Source organism: Legionella qingyii, assembly GCF_003990155.1.
GTDB lineage: Bacteria > Pseudomonadota > Gammaproteobacteria > Legionellales > Legionellaceae > Legionella > Legionella qingyii.
This window is the reverse complement of the sequence record NZ_RZGX01000001.1, coordinates 154,181-170,848: the sequence shown is the minus strand read 5'-3', so window position 1 is coordinate 170,848 and position 16,668 is coordinate 154,181. Positions and strand designations below refer to the sequence as shown.

Sequence of the window (16,668 nt, the reverse complement as noted above, 5' to 3'; positions counted from 1 at the left end):
GGCCTGGGTATTAGATACCGGTATGTTAAAATTGTTATTGGCTGATTGTGATCAAAATATGAAGATTATGGCAGCTCAACAACTGGCAGAACTTGAGAAAAATTGCACGGAACATGGGGCACATTTTGATTTTGCCCCTTTACTCACAGCGTTAAAACAATGCGCTGACAATATTGAGGTGTGGAGTGATGAGCAAACCGATAAGTATTGGATTACCACTGCAGGGGGGTGCCAAAAAGCCCTCAAAATTCATTCCTAATTTGAATACTGTTCATTCTAATGATACATTTTGTCTCTCAACTACTTAGAGATAAATAATGACAAGGACGCTTTTTTCTTCAGCACTCATACTGTTTTGTTCCATTGCTTTTGCACAAGATCAAGTGATTGAGGATTTTTTTAAAGATGTGAATCCATCAGCAATATCCACCAAGACGGAAAATAATATACAAGCGAGTCATTTTCGCCTTGTTGAAATTGACCTCAGCCAACTGTATGCGGAACTGGAAAACGTACCCCATCGAGATGAGTTAAAATCAGGAACTGCATCACAAATTGCCCTTCCTTTGCCCGATGGAACTACTAAGCTGTATCAAGTTGTCGAAAACAGTACATTACATCCGGAACTCAGTGCAAAATTCCCCACAATTAAAACCTATGATGCTTATGGGGTTACTGATCCAGGCGATTTCGTCAAACTGGATCTTACTCCGCAGGGATTCCATGCGATGATTCTCAGACCAGGAAAAAGTCCGGTTTTTATTGATCCCTTAAGAAAAAAAAATACTCAATATTATATTGTTTATAATAAAAAGGACTTTATAACCTCCAAGCACTTGAAATGCGGCGTCCAAAGTCAAAATCAATTTGCAACCTCGCCTGTTAGTTCAAAACATTTCGCTCGTTTTAATCCTTGCCAACTCAAAAAATACCGCCTAGCCATGGCAGCAACAGCAGAATACACTCAATTTCAAGGCGGAACAGTAAACGATGCATTGGGGGCAGAGGCAACCACGATAAACAGAGTGAATGGTGTTTATGAAATTGATATGGCCATTACAATGCAAATTATTGCTAATAATAATCTTATTATCTATACAGATCCTAATAATCAGCCCTATACACACGGTGTTCCCGAAAAGATGATCAATGAGAATCAAGAGAATGTGAATCAAGTTATTGGTGCACCTAATTATGATATAGGCCATGTTGTAGATTCAGCAGGAAGCGGTTATGCCGGGCTAGCCTGTGTTTGTAATGATGAACGTAAAGCAAGAGGGGTTACTGGTCAAGCCAAGCCTGTAGGAGACCCTTTCGACATTGACTATGTAGCACACGAAATGGGACATCAATTTGGCGCAAATCACGTACAAAACAATAGCTGTCAAAGGAATGGACCCACAGCCGTAGAACCTGGAAGTGGTAGCTCCATTATGGGCTATGCTGGAATTTGCGCCCCTAATGTTCAAAAAAATTCAGATGCTTATTTTAATGGCATTAATCTTCAAGAAATGGGCACTTTTGTCTCCAGTCCCTCGCATACCTGCCCTGTTACAACAGACATTCCTGATGCTCCTGTAATTACTAGTGTTAATGCAGGAGTTACAATTCCTGCGCAAACCCCTTTTGCTTTGACTGCATCAGCGACTAAAAGTGGCGGCACTGAAGTATTAACCTATACCTGGGAACAAATGAATAATGAAGTCTCTCCCCAGCCTCCAGTCAGCACAGCAACAGGGGGACCCAATTTTAGAAGTTTCTCACCACAACCGACAGGCACACGTTTCGTCCCTAATCTCAACGCGCTCAGTAACGGAGGTCCTTTTACATGGGAAGTTTTACCTTCAGTTTCTCGTATTATGAAATTCAGAGTTTCAGTACGTCGGAATACTCCGGGAGGCTCTTGCAATGCATATACTGATACAACTGTAACAACAACCACTAATGCGGGTCCTTTTATCGTGACCTCCCCTACTAGCAAAGGCATCAACTGGATAGGTTTATCGCCACAAACAATTACTTGGGATGTTGCCAATACCAATTTTACTCCGGTTAATGCCCAAAATGTAAACATCCTTTTATCTACTGATGGCGGAAAAACATTTCCCTATACCCTTTTATCCAACATAACAAATAATGGGCACGAAGAAATCTGCGCCCCTAATTTAAACACAACTACAGCCCGTATTATGGTGCAGGCGAGCAATGGAACCTTCTTTAATATTTCAAAAAATAATTTCTCAATCATTGCAGCTCCAGCTAAAGCACCGGTATTGACAGCAGCCGAGCGTAATCCAATGAACACCAGTAAAGCATTTGTCTCATATGCTGAGTGTATTCCCATATCCAATGATGTCTATACAGTGAATGGTTTACCTGGAGCAACCGTGAAATTGGATATCAAGAATCATCGCTTCGTCATTGAAAACATCCTGACGCCAAAAAGAATCCCTAAGGTCACGATAACTGCGACGAATGAAAGCCGCATGAGTCAAACCTCAAACCCAATTACTATTCCCAGTATTTTATAGAAAAGGCTTAATATGAATAAACATTCAATATCAACAATCATCGCTTGTATCCTCTCATGTAATGCATATACAGGCGTATATTCCGGTCTTAATTTAGGTATTAATACAGTTACTGTTCACAAAGATTTGAGCTATCCTCTTGAAGAAGGTTTGCCCACTTCTTCCAGTTTTAACAACGCATATACTAATTTTCACGGACAAATTTTAGCAGGATATGAATTGCCATTGAGCACAAAATTCTCTACTGCTTTAGAAGCAGATGCGGATCTGTTTATTGGAAAATCACGGTATAAAATTAACGAATGGTTCTTTAATGAAGACGTTGATGCAGAAGAGAAATTAGAATATGGATTCTCCCTCTTTTTACTGCCCGCATACCAATATAATGAGTCAGCTCGTTTTTTTGTAGGACCAGGAATTTCAGGCAGCCGTTTTGCAGTTAACATGGACAATACGGCTGGGAATGTTGGAGTCAGCGCGAATTTCAAGAAATGGTTAATCGGCGGTGGTTTAAAAGCAGGAGCAATCACCAAACTCAATCATAACCTGGATCTACTCTTAACGTATCAGTTCACTCAGTACAACAGTACGGAACGAACTCAAATTGAACCGTTATCTGATGAAACATTACGAGGACGTTACAGGCCGAATGTAAATACTGTATTAATCGGTCTTAGAGTCAATATGCCAGAATCAGTTATTGTAACTAAATGATGTATCTTAATAGTGAGTGCAGGTCGTATATATTGGACCTACCCCAACCGGCACTCACTACCACAAATTTTATGATCACTGATCTCAAAACTATAGTACCTGCTTTATAATTATTAATGCCATCTTGATAAACGTAATCTATTTGACTTAATTTTCAAAAATAGAGGACTTATGAAAAAACCCAATCTCTTCGTTAAAAAATTTTTTTAATTCGGTCATTTAGTCTATCTAAACTCCCTCATTAAAAACATTTTTTACCTAAGCCTTGGGGTTTTTCGTAAGTCCTGAAATAGTGCTTCACCAACAAGACAGACTCGACTTAAATCGAGCCTGTTTGCCGATTAATAAATTGCTTCATTTTGAAGGTTTGCTTACTGAAAAAGAAGAGTCTTCCTGTTCCTCTTGGGGGTTGGTAAGTTTTCCAGTGTTTGAGTTAAATTTAAATATATAACGATGTTGGGGGCCTCTTGATTTTGTACGTTGATGATATTGGGTTACATTTCCTGTTTTAACATCCAGACGAAACATATTTTGATCTGTGGAAACTGTGTTATCTTCTTTATTTTTTTCCTCAATATCATCCTGATTCGTCTTTATATCAAGGTCAATTTTAAACATATATTTTTTCATCTGCTTATTTTGTTCAGACCCAAAGAAATTTTTTCTCTTTTTCAAAGAGGGTTTACTACCGTCTTCTGGTATTTGCAAGGATTTATTTTTGTTTAAAGGTTCCGCTGGCACCGCATCTTGTGACTTTTTACTATAAAAAGCTTGCTCCAATTCACTAAGATCTTCGTTATTTAATTCTAATTCAAGAAGGTGATTATCCATTTCTTGTGGCTTTTTGCCATAAAAAGCATCTTTCAGTTGCTTAATGTCAGCATCATTTAATTCTAATTTCAGAAAATGATTGTAGGGATTAGGCATGCAAACTCCTATTTAAGAATAAATAGTCGCGCATACTATCAACCGGACTTATTTGATGTCAATGTGATTTAAAAATGCCATAAAAAGCGGCTGAAGCTTTAGCCCCTAGTAAAGAGAGAATGCGAACAAAAAATACACTTCCTTCTAATGTCTGTTGACATTTCATTTTATTTCTTTTGCTCAAAGACAATCTTCGACAAATTGAAAATAGCGTTCTATAAAAATTAAATTGACACAGCGAAGGCCAATTTGCTATGTTAACCCAATAATAGATAAAATTTTACCAAACTGCTATCAATATGAATCACCGCGATACGAACAAAAGCAATAAGTACCCTGCAGTGTTCACTGCAAAGGTATCGCCATGCCATGATTCATTACCAACAACAATCTCTTCAGTAGACATTATTATTATTTTGCCCTCTTTACCCTAGAGCGGTTGGCTATTTCTTATTCCCGAACCTCTCTAGGGAGGAACTTTCGGGTAATTGGAATTATTGCTTTATTAATACTGGAGGGTATCGTGACTCAAACTAACTATTTAAATTTAAAAAACAATTACTTGCCCTTTATCATGTGGTTTTTTCCACTTTCATTTTTTGCACTTCAATTTATTTTGCGTCTTTGGCCAGGATTGATGATGCACCAAATAATGAACCAATTTTCAATAGATGCAGCCAGTTTTGGTCTCTTAGCTGCTTTTTATTATTATGGGTATGCCGGAATGCAAATTCCCATGGCGATATTGCTCGAAAAATTTGGTGCCAAAAGAGTGGTTTTTATCTTTACTCTACTTTGTGGATTAGGTGCCTTACTCTTTACCTCAACCAATAATTTTTATCTAGCCTTATTGAGTAGATTTTTAATCGGAGCCAGTTCTGCTGTTGGTTTTTTAGGAGTATCCAAAGTTATTTCTGAATGGTTCAATAGCAATCAATACTCTCAAATGGTTGGATTTTCTTTTAGTGTTGGGTTATTAGGAGCAGTCTATGGAGGTAAGCCAGTAACGCAATTGATCGCAACTTACGGTGGTCAACATGTAGGACAGGTACTTGCACTCTGTTCTATCACCATAGGACTTTTGGCATATTTAGTCCTACGTACTCCAAAGAATATTGAAACCACAAAATCGAATGAAATAAATCTATCTTATTTATCTGTTTTATTCACCTCAAGAATATTATGGACTCTGGCCCTGGCAAATTTACTCATGGTTGGCGCACTAGAAGGTTTTGCGGATGTTTGGGGGGTATCCTATTTAACTACTGCCTATGGTTTTGCAAAATCTGATGCCGCCCTGCTCGTATCATTTATCTTTGTTGGTATGTTATTTGGTGGACCAATACTTGCATTTTTGAGCAAAAAATTAGGGAATTATACAGTAATAGGCATTTGCGGAATTGGGTTGACCTTAGCATTTCTCGTGCTTCTCTCAGATCGCGTGAGTAATTGGTGGATGCTTAGTATTCTATTCTTCGCAATTGGGCTCATGTGCTGCTATCAAGTCATTGTCTTTGCGGCAGGATCCAGACTGGTTTCCCCAAAACATTTAGGAATAACCATAGCTTTTTTAAATTGTATCAATATGTTTGGTGGCTCATTTTTTCATACTTTAATTGGCAACTTAATGGATTATTACTGGGAGGGAAGTTTCACTGCAGATGGTATGAGGCAATACAGTATTCAATCCTATCATCATGCATTAGTAGTTATACCTTTGGGAGCTCTTTTGGGAACAGTATTGGTTTATTGGGTTCACAAAAATGCCAAGAATCAAGTACCTACGGCATCTGTTGAACAGACTACAACTTCTTAAAGCTTCATTGAATTAATAAGTATCAATTTATTGATTTAAGCTGCATTATAAACTCTTCGTCGATTTTATAATGCAGGCAATTATTTTGTATTTTTTCAATATAACCTAATTCCTCCAATCTATTTAAAGCCGGGAGGATATCTGGAGACAATTCATATCGAAATCGAGGTATTGAAGAATTCAATATTGCTTCCTTATCGACTACAAAAAACTCTTTTATATGCTTGCAACCAGGATTAGTAACATCATTTTTAATGACACTCATAAAATGAGGATAATCATTAAAAAGCCTATCGAAATCTAATATTTTCTTCTTCTTTATATTTTCCGAATTTTTTCTATTATTCACGAATTTTTGTACTTGCCATCCACCTAGGGCTGTAGTCAAACAACCGCTTAAAAAGCCAAATATAAATGAAGTATCCATGTTGTTTTAAATTAAGATGTTGATAATGCGTAGCATGATCATTGCACGATTAAAAGTTGGCTAATTATATATCAAAGTATCAATAAAAGTAACGATACTTTATTTTAAGATCTTGAGTCTTTTTAGGTAAGATACCTGCTTGCTTTTTCAACTAGGCATTACTAAACTACGGCTGGCTTGTTCTGTTTGAAACTCATCTGCATTTTATATGGCCACAATACCAAACTATTTGCTTCACATAACTCATCAAAAGAGGATAATATGCTTAAAAAATTCTTCATCTTTTCTATTTTGGTTTTAGCTGGCATGTTGACTGCCTGTGGTCCTATCTATAATACCGAGTACAGTTTTGTTCCGCCGAAATCAGATATAGCAAAAATGTGTACTGCCCAGTGTATTCAAGGTAAAAATGATTGCGAACAGAGTTGTCGGGTAGACAATGAAAATTGCCGCATGAGAGCCCAACAAAATGCGATGTTTGAATACAAGCAATATAAAGAGGACCAAAAAAGAATGGGGCTACCAATTAGTAAATCTGTGACTGATTTTGATCGAAGCAGCAGTTGTAGCAACTCCTGTCATTGTGAGTCGACCTATAGGTCCTGTTATTCAGCCTGCGGCGGCGAGGTCAGAGAGCATAAAGTATGCGTCGCTTTTTGTGACAAACAGCCATAATAAGATAAAAATTTTTTACCTTTTTGACATATAATCAAAGCAAACCAGCAATTTATTGTATCAAATTGCTGGTTTTTCTTTTTTTACTTTTATCAGCCTACTAATAGTCAAATTATCAGAACTTACGAACCCCCCCAAGATCGAGGCAAAAAATGTTTTTAATGAGGGAGTTTAGATATACTAAATGACCGAATTAAAAACATTTTTTAACGAAGAGATTGGGTTTTCGTAAGTCCTGATTATTTTACAATTCAAGAAACCTTTGCCACACTTTAGTTGATCCATTGTAAAGAGTGGAAATAATAATGAAGAAAATTATCCTTTATTTTTTAGCCTTCATTGGGACTCTGGCTATATTATTTTTTATCTCCCAATGGTTTGGTAGAGCTGGAACGACAATGTATAGGGGAAGTCCTTTGCCAATGCAAGCGGCAGTTGGAAAACCTGATTACGCCGTTAGCTCTGTAGCAATGCGTATTACAAGCCAGTCTTCTGGAAATCAACCCTCAGAAAATGTGAAGCGGGGTATGATTATTCGTAATGCGAATATTTCCTTGCAAGTTAATAACATTAATTCAGCAATGGAAAAAATCTTTCAATTAGCGGAAAACTCAGGGGGTTATGTTGTAAGCTCCAACTTAACTCAAGATAATGATGAAGCCAATAATACTACTGCAAATATGAGCATAAGAGTACCTGCCCAAGGCTTAAATAATGCGCTAACTGCCTTGAAGTCACTCGCAACCCAAGTCATGCAAGAATCAATAACTGGTGAAGACATCACACAACAATTTGTCGATTTACAAAGCCAGCTCAGTAATTTACAAAAAGCAAAAGAACAGCTATCCAAAATTATGGCTAGCGCGAATAATACATCCGATGTTCTTAGTGTATTTAAGCAACTAAGCGACACCCAAGGACAAATTGATGTAATCCAGGGACAAATTAAATATTTCAAAGAGTCAGTAGCTTATTCATTGATAAATATTAACTTAAGCATGAACCCAATTATTCAAACGGAACAACAAAAACAGTGGAAAATAACTGAAACATTTATTGACTCCTATCATGCATTGATCGATCAATTACATCATTTTACCTATGGTTTGATCACATTTTTTGTGTACGTTTTACCATTACTATTATTATGGATTTGTATCTTTTTGATTATTTTTTGGATAGGGAAAAAAATTTGGAATAAATTCAAAAAGAGTTAATCTCACGAAATAGAAACTGTTTTAAGAAAATCTGTCTATATTGATTGGGCTTTTATTCTAAATACATGAAATAAAACTGACGGGAGTATTTTGTGTTACGTCATTTTAAGTCAAAACAGTTCATTACCTTCATAGTGGCAGGAGCAATTGCAGTTACGGTAAATTTCTGCAGCAGAATTTTCTATAGCTATGAGTTCAGTTTTTCACTATCAATTATCTTAGCCTATATTACAGGCATGATTGCATCGTTTATTCTGGGTAAATTATTTGTATTCAAGAACAGTCAGCAAACCTTTTTACGATCAATTCTGTTTTTTATCCTCATTAATTTAATTGGTATGCTGCAAACCTGGCTTGTTAGTTTATTTCTTGCCTATCATATCTTGCCTGCTTTGGGTATTAAATCATTCACTTTAGAAATAGCACACGCAATTGGGCTTGTTTTCCCCACTTTTACTACGTATCTGGGACATAAATTTTTTACTTTTCGAGAACACATTTAATGTGCTCAGCGAAACTTTGCAAACGATTTTAAAAATTCAGTAAGTCGTTCAAGGTCTTTAAACTCATGGCATTATAAATCTTTTAATTATAGGAAATAATCAATTTATTTCTTGGTTTTCCCGCCCCTAAGATTTTGAAGTGTGCGAAGATAATATATTCAGGACTTACGAAAAACCCCAAGGTCGAAGCAAAAAATGTTTTTAATGCGGGAGTTTAGATAGACTAAATAACCGAATTAAAAACATTTTTTAACGAAGAGATTGGAGTTTTTCGTAAGTCCTGATATTTTTAGAGAGACTGCAATAAGAAGGGATTACTGGAAGGACAGTTTCTATTTGATTTAATAATCAGGTAATCTTGATTATTCAATGAAGTAAGCAGATTGATATAAGGTTGCTGATTACTGGTACACACGTTGACATCACTCACTCCTCCCAACAAAACACGGCCACTCCAACTGGAAGCCATTATGCAATTAAAGGCTGCTGAAGATCCAACGTAAAAACAGGTTGCCACTTGAGAGTTGGACGAATCAACGGATATAGTGACATTAGACAGATCAACCGTTTTAGGAGGTGCGTTACCTCCTGTACCCAGAGCAATCGTTCCTGAAAGAGTTACAGCATGCTCATTATTGATTAATGTGACATTATTACTTGAATCATAGGTGAGCACAATATTCGTATTAGGAACTGTGACGGTATAGGTAGTTCCGGATGGGACAGAAGGAGGATTGGGGTTTGGATTTGCATTAGGAACTCCTGAACCTATAGCTGGTAAGCTAGTACTGGTGAAAGTAGAATTAAACAATTGGCCACTGAGGGCTGGATCATTTTGGCTAATATAACTTGCGGATACCAAAGATAAATTTTCATTATTAGAATTGATCCAGGTCACCAGATGATCTACTTTTTTATATTTAGAATTATTGGTAATCGTCCAGGTGCGGTAAAAGGTGGAATCGAACTCGGTAGTAATATCAGAACCCGTTGTAATCGCATTATACCCAGCAATCGTGGAATAATTACGCAACTGCTCCATTTTTTGATTAAACAATTGCGTGGACAGATAATCTTGATTGGTATTTGCTTTGGCTTTGATAAGGTGCACTTCCGTCTTGCTGCCAGCAACCATCCCAAAAATTAATAACGAGGTAACAACCATGGCTTCAACCAATCCCAAGCCGTTCTGTTTGCTAGGGGTTGAGTTGAATTGATGAGTGCTCATCGTCTCTCTCCTCAACTATAAATCCTTAAAAATCTCGCCAAGATCCTGGGACCTTGACAAAAGACCCTACTTTGTTCAATTGATTCAGGACCGTTGTGCTATAAGTAATATTGGGTGAACCAGTAGATGTTATAGAACCTTCTACTACGGCACCACCGATTATATCCAATGTTCCTCCCCCGCTATTATTCCAATCTCCTATTATATAAACCATACCATAAATCGTAGTGCTGCCATTAGCTTGCAAAGAACCATTAACTACCAAGACAACCGGATTCGTAGGAGAACCTATCGTGGCACTACCCGAGAAGCTGGCAGAACTTCCTCCTGTTTGGTTAATCCAAATCGATTGACCAACAACTCCATTTAAAAGACCACTGTAATTTGTAGTACTATTATTAGTATAGGTAATATCCGCCGATTGTTGTGCTAAAGTTTTTGTAGTAGCAAAAAAGTCACTAAAAAATTGATCCGAGCTCAAACTACTTATACTTGAATCGTTGTGTACCACATCAGTCTGAAGACCAGCACTATTGGAGCCAGAACTTGTATTTGAGGCTGTGCTTGCTGAACCGCTTAAAATCGTATCCCCCCCACTCCAAATGGTTGTCCCAGTTGTCGTATTGGTAATAGTCAGGGAACCACTCAAGTTCACATTATTTTTTACAAGAAGAGGCACTGGTGTAGGTGCAGGTACAAAGGGATAAATCTGCATAATTTGAACTATAGTGGTTGAAGAGCTGTTATTATCAGCCGTTCCCTTTGAAGTTACTGTAATGCGGTTGAAATTAGTGAAAACCGGGTTGCTATAAGTGATGGTATAGGTGGTATTATTACTAAAAGGTACATTGGTTATTTGCGCGTTGGTGTAGGTATCTATAAAACCATCATTGTTCGTATCAACAAGAATGGCTGTTTTATTGGCTTCCAGATAGGCCAATCCATACTCCAAACCGGCTTCAGCCGCCATAAAAGATTGCGATGTTCGATAAAAATTATTTTCTATTTTTTGATCAAAATCGACTGTTTTAATGGTTAATAGTGCAGTTATTGCAATTCCCAGTAGAATCATCATTGATGTAGCAAGCAAAACATAGCCGCGTTGATGTTTCATAGCAATAACCCTCCTCCTATAATTCAGGGCTGAAATTTATCGTTACGTACTCGTATTACTTGGGTAAAAGTGCGGCTCACTGAATTATCTGAAATCAAACTACCTGTTAAATTAACAGTAACATTTCGTATCGTAAGCGTGCTTATTCCATTACTTAATGTGATAACCGTAGGTGTCAGATTAAAAGATAAATTAGTCACCTGGATCTGATTGGGATCAGTTAAATTGATCCAATTGCCGTTGTTACAATCAAAAAATGAGTCTGTTGCTGCTCTTGCTTGTAAGACATTATTCGAGAGCCTAAATCCAAAGCGTTTGTCATAACCCGCGGAATTTAATGAAGGCATAGTGCCATTTGAATCTGTGTCATAGGTGAATAAGATACAGCTGCTAACAGGAACAGTAATATCATTAGCAGATGCCATAAAGGGATTAGTAATAGTCCCAGAACCTATATCATTAGCAGCGTTTGCGGAATAGCCCGCTCGTCGTATTTCGATGACCATCATATTCATTGCGGAACGTAATTGTTGATCCAATCTGTTAACTGCCATGACACTGTAAAAAGAACGCATTAAGGAAATATAAATCGCAATACTGCCTGCTAACAAGAATAAGCCAATGGCAATTCCTATTAGTATCTCGAGCAGGGTATAACCCCTGTGTTTTTTAATCGTTATTAAGGACATGTCTGATATCCTGAAACAGTATTGGAACAAACAGTAACTAGCCCCATGCTGTTGGCATTAATCGTTGCTGATTTATCTGACAGACTAACATTTATAGAACCTCCAGATGTAATTGTTCCATGAAATCCGTCAAAAATAATGTAAGGGGCAGAAGCTGAGCCTGAAAATCCAGTTATAGAAAGGGCAACAGGATTACCTGAGTAGTCACTGCTTTGTACTATGGTTTGAATGCCATTAACCAAACAACTGTTTACTACGGTGCAATCACACGGAGCGGTATCACTAAGTCCATAACACCAGGTTGTTGGCCTGAAACTAAGATAAAGAGTATTCTTTGTAGTAAGAGCCTCTGATTGTGCGATTTTAATATAATTATACAATTCCTCCGTCCCTGTCCTTACGCGCTTTTGATTCATAAAATTTGTGTAGGAAGGAAAAGCAATCCCCATAAGGATTACGAGTATCGCGATGGTGATCATTATCTCGAGAAAGCTAAAGCCCCTCAGTTTATTTGTGCCAATCCTTTGAACGGCCATAAGGAATTCCCTTTTCTTAAGCAATCTCAAAATGAGTAATGTATATTATTAGTTTAGTCTAAGATTAAAGAGAGTAATTATGGAGAATTCTTAAAATGGATAATTTCAAGAATAAAAAAGAGGGATTTTCATTGATTGAATTAGTAATCGCCCTGGCTATTATTGCTATTCTTGTTTTGATAAGTATGCCAAGTTACTTTAATTATGTTATGCATTCTAGACGAACAGAAGGGATTAACGCCCTAAACAGCATCCAACTTGAAGAAGAAAAATACCGTGGTCAAAATACGGCTTATGGTACCTTGGCAGATGTTTGGGGGGGAGTGACTACCACAGAAAATGGATATTACACCTTATCAGCCACTAATAATACAGCAACAGGTTATACCCTTACTGCAACCGCCCAAGGCTCCCAGGCAAATGATACACAGAATGGCGTTTCATGTAGCACTTTAACCTTGACTGTTAATGGACTCAATACCACCAGAGCGCCACAGGCTTGTTGGTCACAATAAAACTCTAATGAGTCAATAGACATCTTTCATTTCTGAGAGTGAATTAGGTGAAATGCAATGGAAACTCGAAATTTATCCGAAGCAGCTTTACCCATTACATGCGATTTATTTCATGTCCTATACTTATTGAATAACACCAGCCAACCTGTGTGAGATTTAAAAATGGAACGCTCATGGAAAGATCAGTTGCATCAAAAGCTAATAAAACAATTAGGTATGAAAAAGGGGAAAAAATTTGCTGAAAAATATCTTCCGGCATTATCAATGAGTTATTGTGAACAACACACCATTGAAGAGGCAATAGAAGATCTCTCGCAAATTGATAATCTGTCACTACAAAACCCATTAACGATTGTTTTTTTTGAATCACCACGTGGCGAACATCCATTACACATTAAAGTCTATCGATATGGCAGTTCTATTCCGTTATCGGATATCTTACCCATGATTGAGAATATGGGATTACGAACTTATACTGAAAGACCCTATAAAATTTCGATAGAACCCAACCAGTTTATATGGATTGGTGATTTTAATGTATCTTATTCCTCCCCCAATTTACTCACCCTGGATCAAGTAAAAAACAATTTTAACGAAGCCTTGATAAAAATAAATGTGGGGCTTTGTGAGAATGATGGGTTTAACAGATTGGTTTTAGGTGCGGGATTATCCTGGCGTGAAATAGTGATCATTCGTGCTTATGCCAAATATATGCAACAAATTGGATTTCGCTTTAGCCAACAGTATATTGAGAAAACCATTTCCAACTATGCACCCATTGTCAAAAAATTAATTGAACTCTTTTGTTTAAAATTTAGCCTGAAACAGAATGCTAAAAATAAAAATAAACGGGTTGAATTGGAGCAAGAAATTCGAGCCGATATTGATGCCATTACCATCCTGGATGAAGATCATATCATCCGTTTTTTCTGGTCTCTAATCACAGCAACACTTCGTACAAATTTTTACCAGCTAGACGCTGATGGTAACCCCAAAGACTATTTATCATTTAAACTCAATTCAGCCAAAGTACCTGATTTACCGCCCGGACAACCCATGTATGAAATTTTTGTCTATTCCACGCGATTTGAGGGCATACATTTGCGCAGCGCAAAAGTTGCTCGTGGTGGTATTCGGTGGTCCGATCGCCCCGAGGACTTTCGTACAGAAGTTCTTGGTCTTATGAAAGCTCAAAAAGTAAAAAACTCAGTGATTGTACCTTCTGGAGCCAAAGGAGGTTTTATCTTAAAAAAAGCAACTAATATGCTTGATCGAGAGCAGATAAAACATGAGGTAATTGCGTGTTATCAATCATTCATCAGAGGGTTGCTTGATCTTACAGACAATTTTGAAAATGACCATGTTGTTTCACCCCTGAATACCATTTGCTATGATGATGCCGACCCCTACCTTGTTGTCGCAGCAGATAAAGGAACTGCCACATTTTCAGATATTGCAAATGACATTGCCAAAGAATACAAATTCTGGCTTGGAGATGCCTTTGCTTCAGGTGGCTCTGCGGGCTATGACCATAAAAAAATGGGGATTACAGCGCGTGGCGCATGGGAGTCCATTAAACGGCATTTTCGTGAAATCGATATTAACATTGAGAAACAAGATTTTACGGTTGTTGGCATTGGAGACATGAGTGGGGACGTATTTGGTAATGGTCTAACCTATACCCACCATTCTCTTTTGATTGCAGCCTTTGATCATCGCCATATATTTCTTGATCCCAATCCTGACGGGTGTAAATCTTTTGAAGAGCGCCAACGCTTATTTAATTTACCCACTTCATCATGGGAAGATTTCAATCCTCGATTAATTTCCAAAGGTGGTGGTATTTACAAACGTTCAAGCAAGTCCATTACCATTACCCCCGAAGTAAAAAAAGTACTTGATATTAATGCAGATTCATTAACGCCCAATGAATTGATTCGAGAAATCTTAAAAGCCCCTGTTGATCTGTTGTTCAATGGCGGTATTGGTACTTATGTAAAAGCATCAACTGAATCGAATGCCGATGTAGGTGACAAAACAAATGAATTTTGCCGTGTTAATGGTAATGAGTTGCGCTGCAAAATTGCGGGCGAAGGCGGTAATCTTGGCTTTACTCAACTTGGAAGAGTCGAATTTGCACTTACAGGTGGTTTGATCAATACCGATTCAATTGATAATTCAGCAGGAGTAAATTGCTCAGACCATGAGGTGAATATTAAAATTCTACTCAATAAGGAAATGAATCAAGGAAAACTTACTGAGAAAAAACGCAACCAATTGCTTACCAAAATGACGGAGCAAGTAGCCCGACTCGTTTTACAAGATAATTACAATCAAGCGTTGGTTTTAAGTTTTTCTGCGATTAATGCACTCGCTTATAGCGGTTTATATCAAGCATACATTAAAGAATTGGAAGGATTGGTGCATTTAGATAGAAACGTGGAATTTCTTCCTGATGATAAACATCTTTTGGAACGTAAAGCCGCTGGCCAAGGCCTAACGCGCCCTGAATTGTCAATTCTTATGGCTTATACAAAAATTTATATTACGGGTGAATTATTAAAATCTGATTTACCCGATGACCCCTATTTTGCAACCATACTGGAAACAGGCTTCCCTTCAATGTTGATGAAATCCTATGCCAAATCAATGCAAACCCATCGTTTGCGTCGTGAAATTATTGCTACGCAACTCAGTAATCAAATTGTTAATAGCATGGGTATTACCTTTATGTACCGCTTACAAATGGAAACTGGACAATCAGTAGCAGACATTGCCCGTGCTTATATTATTGCTTCCAAGGCTTATGGGATAGATGAATTACACCAATTAATTGATTCGCTTAATTATAAAGTAACAGTACAAACTCAATATGAATTACTTCACCACGTAAGACAATTAATGAATTTGGCATCTCGATGGTTCTTGCACCATAAACGTCTTGCAGGCGGAATTAGCAATAATATTGCCCATTACAGTCAATCTATAGCCAAACTTGAAGAATCAATTCCTAATTTGATGGCAGGGGTTACGAAAGAATATCTTGATAAAACCGTTATTCAGTTTGTAGACATCGGTTTACCCAAAGAGGCTGCAAAAAAGATCGCTGCTACACGTGCTATGTACACCGTGTTAAACGTAGTGGAAGTTGCGACACAAAATAAATTTGACTTGGGAAGAACTGCCGAAGTTTATTTTAAAGTAGGCAGCAAGTTTAGTCTGGTTTGGTTCCGTGATCAAATTGGTAATGATTCTCGTGAAGGCCATTGGAATAGTCTGGCACGCTTATCTTTGCGTGATGAATTGGACAATTTGCAACGTCGCCTTACCATTGTCATTGTGATGAACAATCAAAAAGGACTTAATTCGGAGGAACTGATTACTTATTGGTTCTCAAAAAACCCTTTTATTCAACAGCGATGGGAAAAATTGCTGGAAATGTTACTCGGCAGTTCAAGCATTGATTACACGATTTTCTTTGTTGCACTACGCGAATTATCAACCCTAATTGCAGTAGAGTAATATAAAATCGTTACAGAAATCATCGCTTGAATATGCGAAGCATCACTGCATTGAGTTAAGAAAAACTGTAATTCCACTGTAAAAATTAGATTCTCGCCTTCGCGGGAATGGTCTAAATCCTTAATTTAATGGCAGTAGCGTATAGTTAAGTCCAGGAATCTTTTGCAAGAAAGCCCAATCCACACTGCTCCCCCCTTTTTCGCATGGAAGGTGATTCCCATTGTATTTTTGTATCCGTTGATGATACTTTGTTT

15 protein-coding genes and 1 pseudogene are annotated in these 16,668 nt (G+C 37.5%); 9 read left to right on the top strand and 7 right to left on the bottom strand.

Annotated elements, in window-relative coordinates; genetic code table 11:
- Window positions 1-22: 22 nt before the first annotated feature.
- From ELY20_RS00670 to ELY20_RS00660, 3 genes are read left to right on the top strand one after another with little or no spacing between them, the layout of a single operon-like run.
- Window positions 23-259 carry a hypothetical protein gene (locus ELY20_RS00670; RefSeq protein WP_110141208.1) on the top strand — a complete coding sequence of 79 codons (237 nt, stop codon included), beginning with the start codon at window positions 23-25 and terminating at the stop codon, window positions 257-259.
- Window positions 260-317: 58 nt separating this feature from the next.
- The gene (locus tag ELY20_RS00665; protein WP_110141207.1) at window positions 318-2,531 is read left to right on the top strand and encodes a reprolysin-like metallopeptidase; all 2,214 of its coding nucleotides are present in this window, start codon (window positions 318-320) and stop codon (window positions 2,529-2,531) included.
- A 12-nt stretch (window positions 2,532-2,543) separates the two neighbouring features.
- Window positions 2,544-3,245, top strand: a complete 702-nt coding sequence (locus ELY20_RS00660) for an outer membrane protein (protein ID WP_110141206.1) — start codon at window positions 2,544-2,546, stop codon at window positions 3,243-3,245.
- Between the two features lie 354 nt (window positions 3,246-3,599).
- On the opposite strand, the gene ELY20_RS00650 is transcribed toward ELY20_RS00660, so the two are convergent.
- Window positions 3,600-4,172, bottom strand: a complete 573-nt coding sequence (locus tag ELY20_RS00650; RefSeq protein WP_110141205.1) for a hypothetical protein — start codon at window positions 4,170-4,172, stop codon at window positions 3,600-3,602.
- 523 nt (window positions 4,173-4,695) lie between these two features.
- Between ELY20_RS00650 and ELY20_RS00645 the strand changes: the two genes are divergently transcribed.
- Complete coding sequence (locus ELY20_RS00645; RefSeq protein ID WP_407656301.1) at window positions 4,696-5,988, top strand: MFS transporter; 1,293 nt, start codon at window positions 4,696-4,698, stop codon at window positions 5,986-5,988.
- Window positions 5,989-6,010: 22 nt separating this feature from the next.
- On the opposite strand, the gene ELY20_RS00640 is transcribed toward ELY20_RS00645, so the two are convergent.
- A complete protein-coding gene (locus tag ELY20_RS00640; RefSeq protein ID WP_110141204.1) occupies window positions 6,011-6,415 on the bottom strand; it encodes a hypothetical protein in 405 nt (134 codons plus the stop codon).
- 261 nt (window positions 6,416-6,676) lie between these two features.
- Between ELY20_RS00640 and ELY20_RS00635 the strand changes: the two genes are divergently transcribed.
- The 3 genes from ELY20_RS00635 to ELY20_RS00620 all read left to right on the top strand — a co-directional run bounded on the left by ELY20_RS00635 (window position 6,677) and on the right by ELY20_RS00620 (window position 8,810).
- Window positions 6,677-7,090: a hypothetical protein gene (locus ELY20_RS00635; RefSeq protein ID WP_110141203.1), complete on the top strand. Its 414-nt coding sequence runs from the start codon at window positions 6,677-6,679 to the stop codon at window positions 7,088-7,090.
- Between the two features lie 305 nt (window positions 7,091-7,395).
- Window positions 7,396-8,307: a DUF4349 domain-containing protein gene (locus ELY20_RS00625; RefSeq protein ID WP_110141202.1), complete on the top strand. Its 912-nt coding sequence runs from the start codon at window positions 7,396-7,398 to the stop codon at window positions 8,305-8,307.
- Window positions 8,308-8,399: 92 nt separating this feature from the next.
- On the top strand, window positions 8,400-8,810 hold the full coding sequence (locus ELY20_RS00620; RefSeq protein ID WP_110141201.1) for a GtrA family protein: 411 nt from the start codon (window positions 8,400-8,402) through the stop codon (window positions 8,808-8,810).
- 289 nt (window positions 8,811-9,099) lie between these two features.
- On the opposite strand, the gene ELY20_RS00615 is transcribed toward ELY20_RS00620, so the two are convergent.
- From ELY20_RS00615 to ELY20_RS17125, 5 genes and pseudogenes are all read right to left on the bottom strand, one after another.
- Window positions 9,100-10,038, bottom strand: coding sequence for a type IV pilus modification PilV family protein (locus tag ELY20_RS00615; RefSeq protein ID WP_110141200.1), 939 nt, complete (start codon window positions 10,036-10,038; stop codon window positions 9,100-9,102).
- Window positions 10,039-10,063: 25 nt separating this feature from the next.
- Window positions 10,064-11,152, bottom strand: coding sequence for a pilus assembly PilX family protein (locus tag ELY20_RS00610; RefSeq protein WP_110141199.1), 1,089 nt, complete (start codon window positions 11,150-11,152; stop codon window positions 10,064-10,066).
- A 23-nt stretch (window positions 11,153-11,175) separates the two neighbouring features.
- Window positions 11,176-11,841 carry a prepilin-type N-terminal cleavage/methylation domain-containing protein gene (locus ELY20_RS00605; protein WP_110141198.1) on the bottom strand — a complete coding sequence of 222 codons (666 nt, stop codon included), beginning with the start codon at window positions 11,839-11,841 and terminating at the stop codon, window positions 11,176-11,178.
- Window positions 11,832-12,221, bottom strand: a complete 390-nt coding sequence (locus ELY20_RS00600; protein ID WP_233590457.1) for a GspH/FimT family pseudopilin — start codon at window positions 12,219-12,221, stop codon at window positions 11,832-11,834. Before ELY20_RS00600 ends, ELY20_RS00605 begins: the two co-directional genes overlap by 10 nt.
- Before the next feature lie 63 nt (window positions 12,222-12,284).
- Window positions 12,285-12,377 (bottom strand): annotated as a pseudogene (locus tag ELY20_RS17125) (prepilin-type N-terminal cleavage/methylation domain-containing protein); the annotation flags it as partial.
- Window positions 12,378-12,472: 95 nt separating this feature from the next.
- On the opposite strand from ELY20_RS17125, the gene ELY20_RS00595 reads away from it, so the two are divergent.
- Together ELY20_RS00595 and ELY20_RS00590 are read left to right on the top strand one after the other, a co-directional pair.
- Window positions 12,473-12,892 (top strand): type IV pilin protein, encoded by a 420-nt coding sequence (locus tag ELY20_RS00595; protein WP_110141197.1) that lies wholly within the window; start codon window positions 12,473-12,475, stop codon window positions 12,890-12,892.
- Window positions 12,893-13,054: 162 nt separating this feature from the next.
- A complete protein-coding gene (locus tag ELY20_RS00590; protein WP_110141196.1) occupies window positions 13,055-16,414 on the top strand; it encodes an NAD-glutamate dehydrogenase in 3,360 nt (1,119 codons plus the stop codon).
- Window positions 16,415-16,668: the final 254 nt, after the last annotated feature.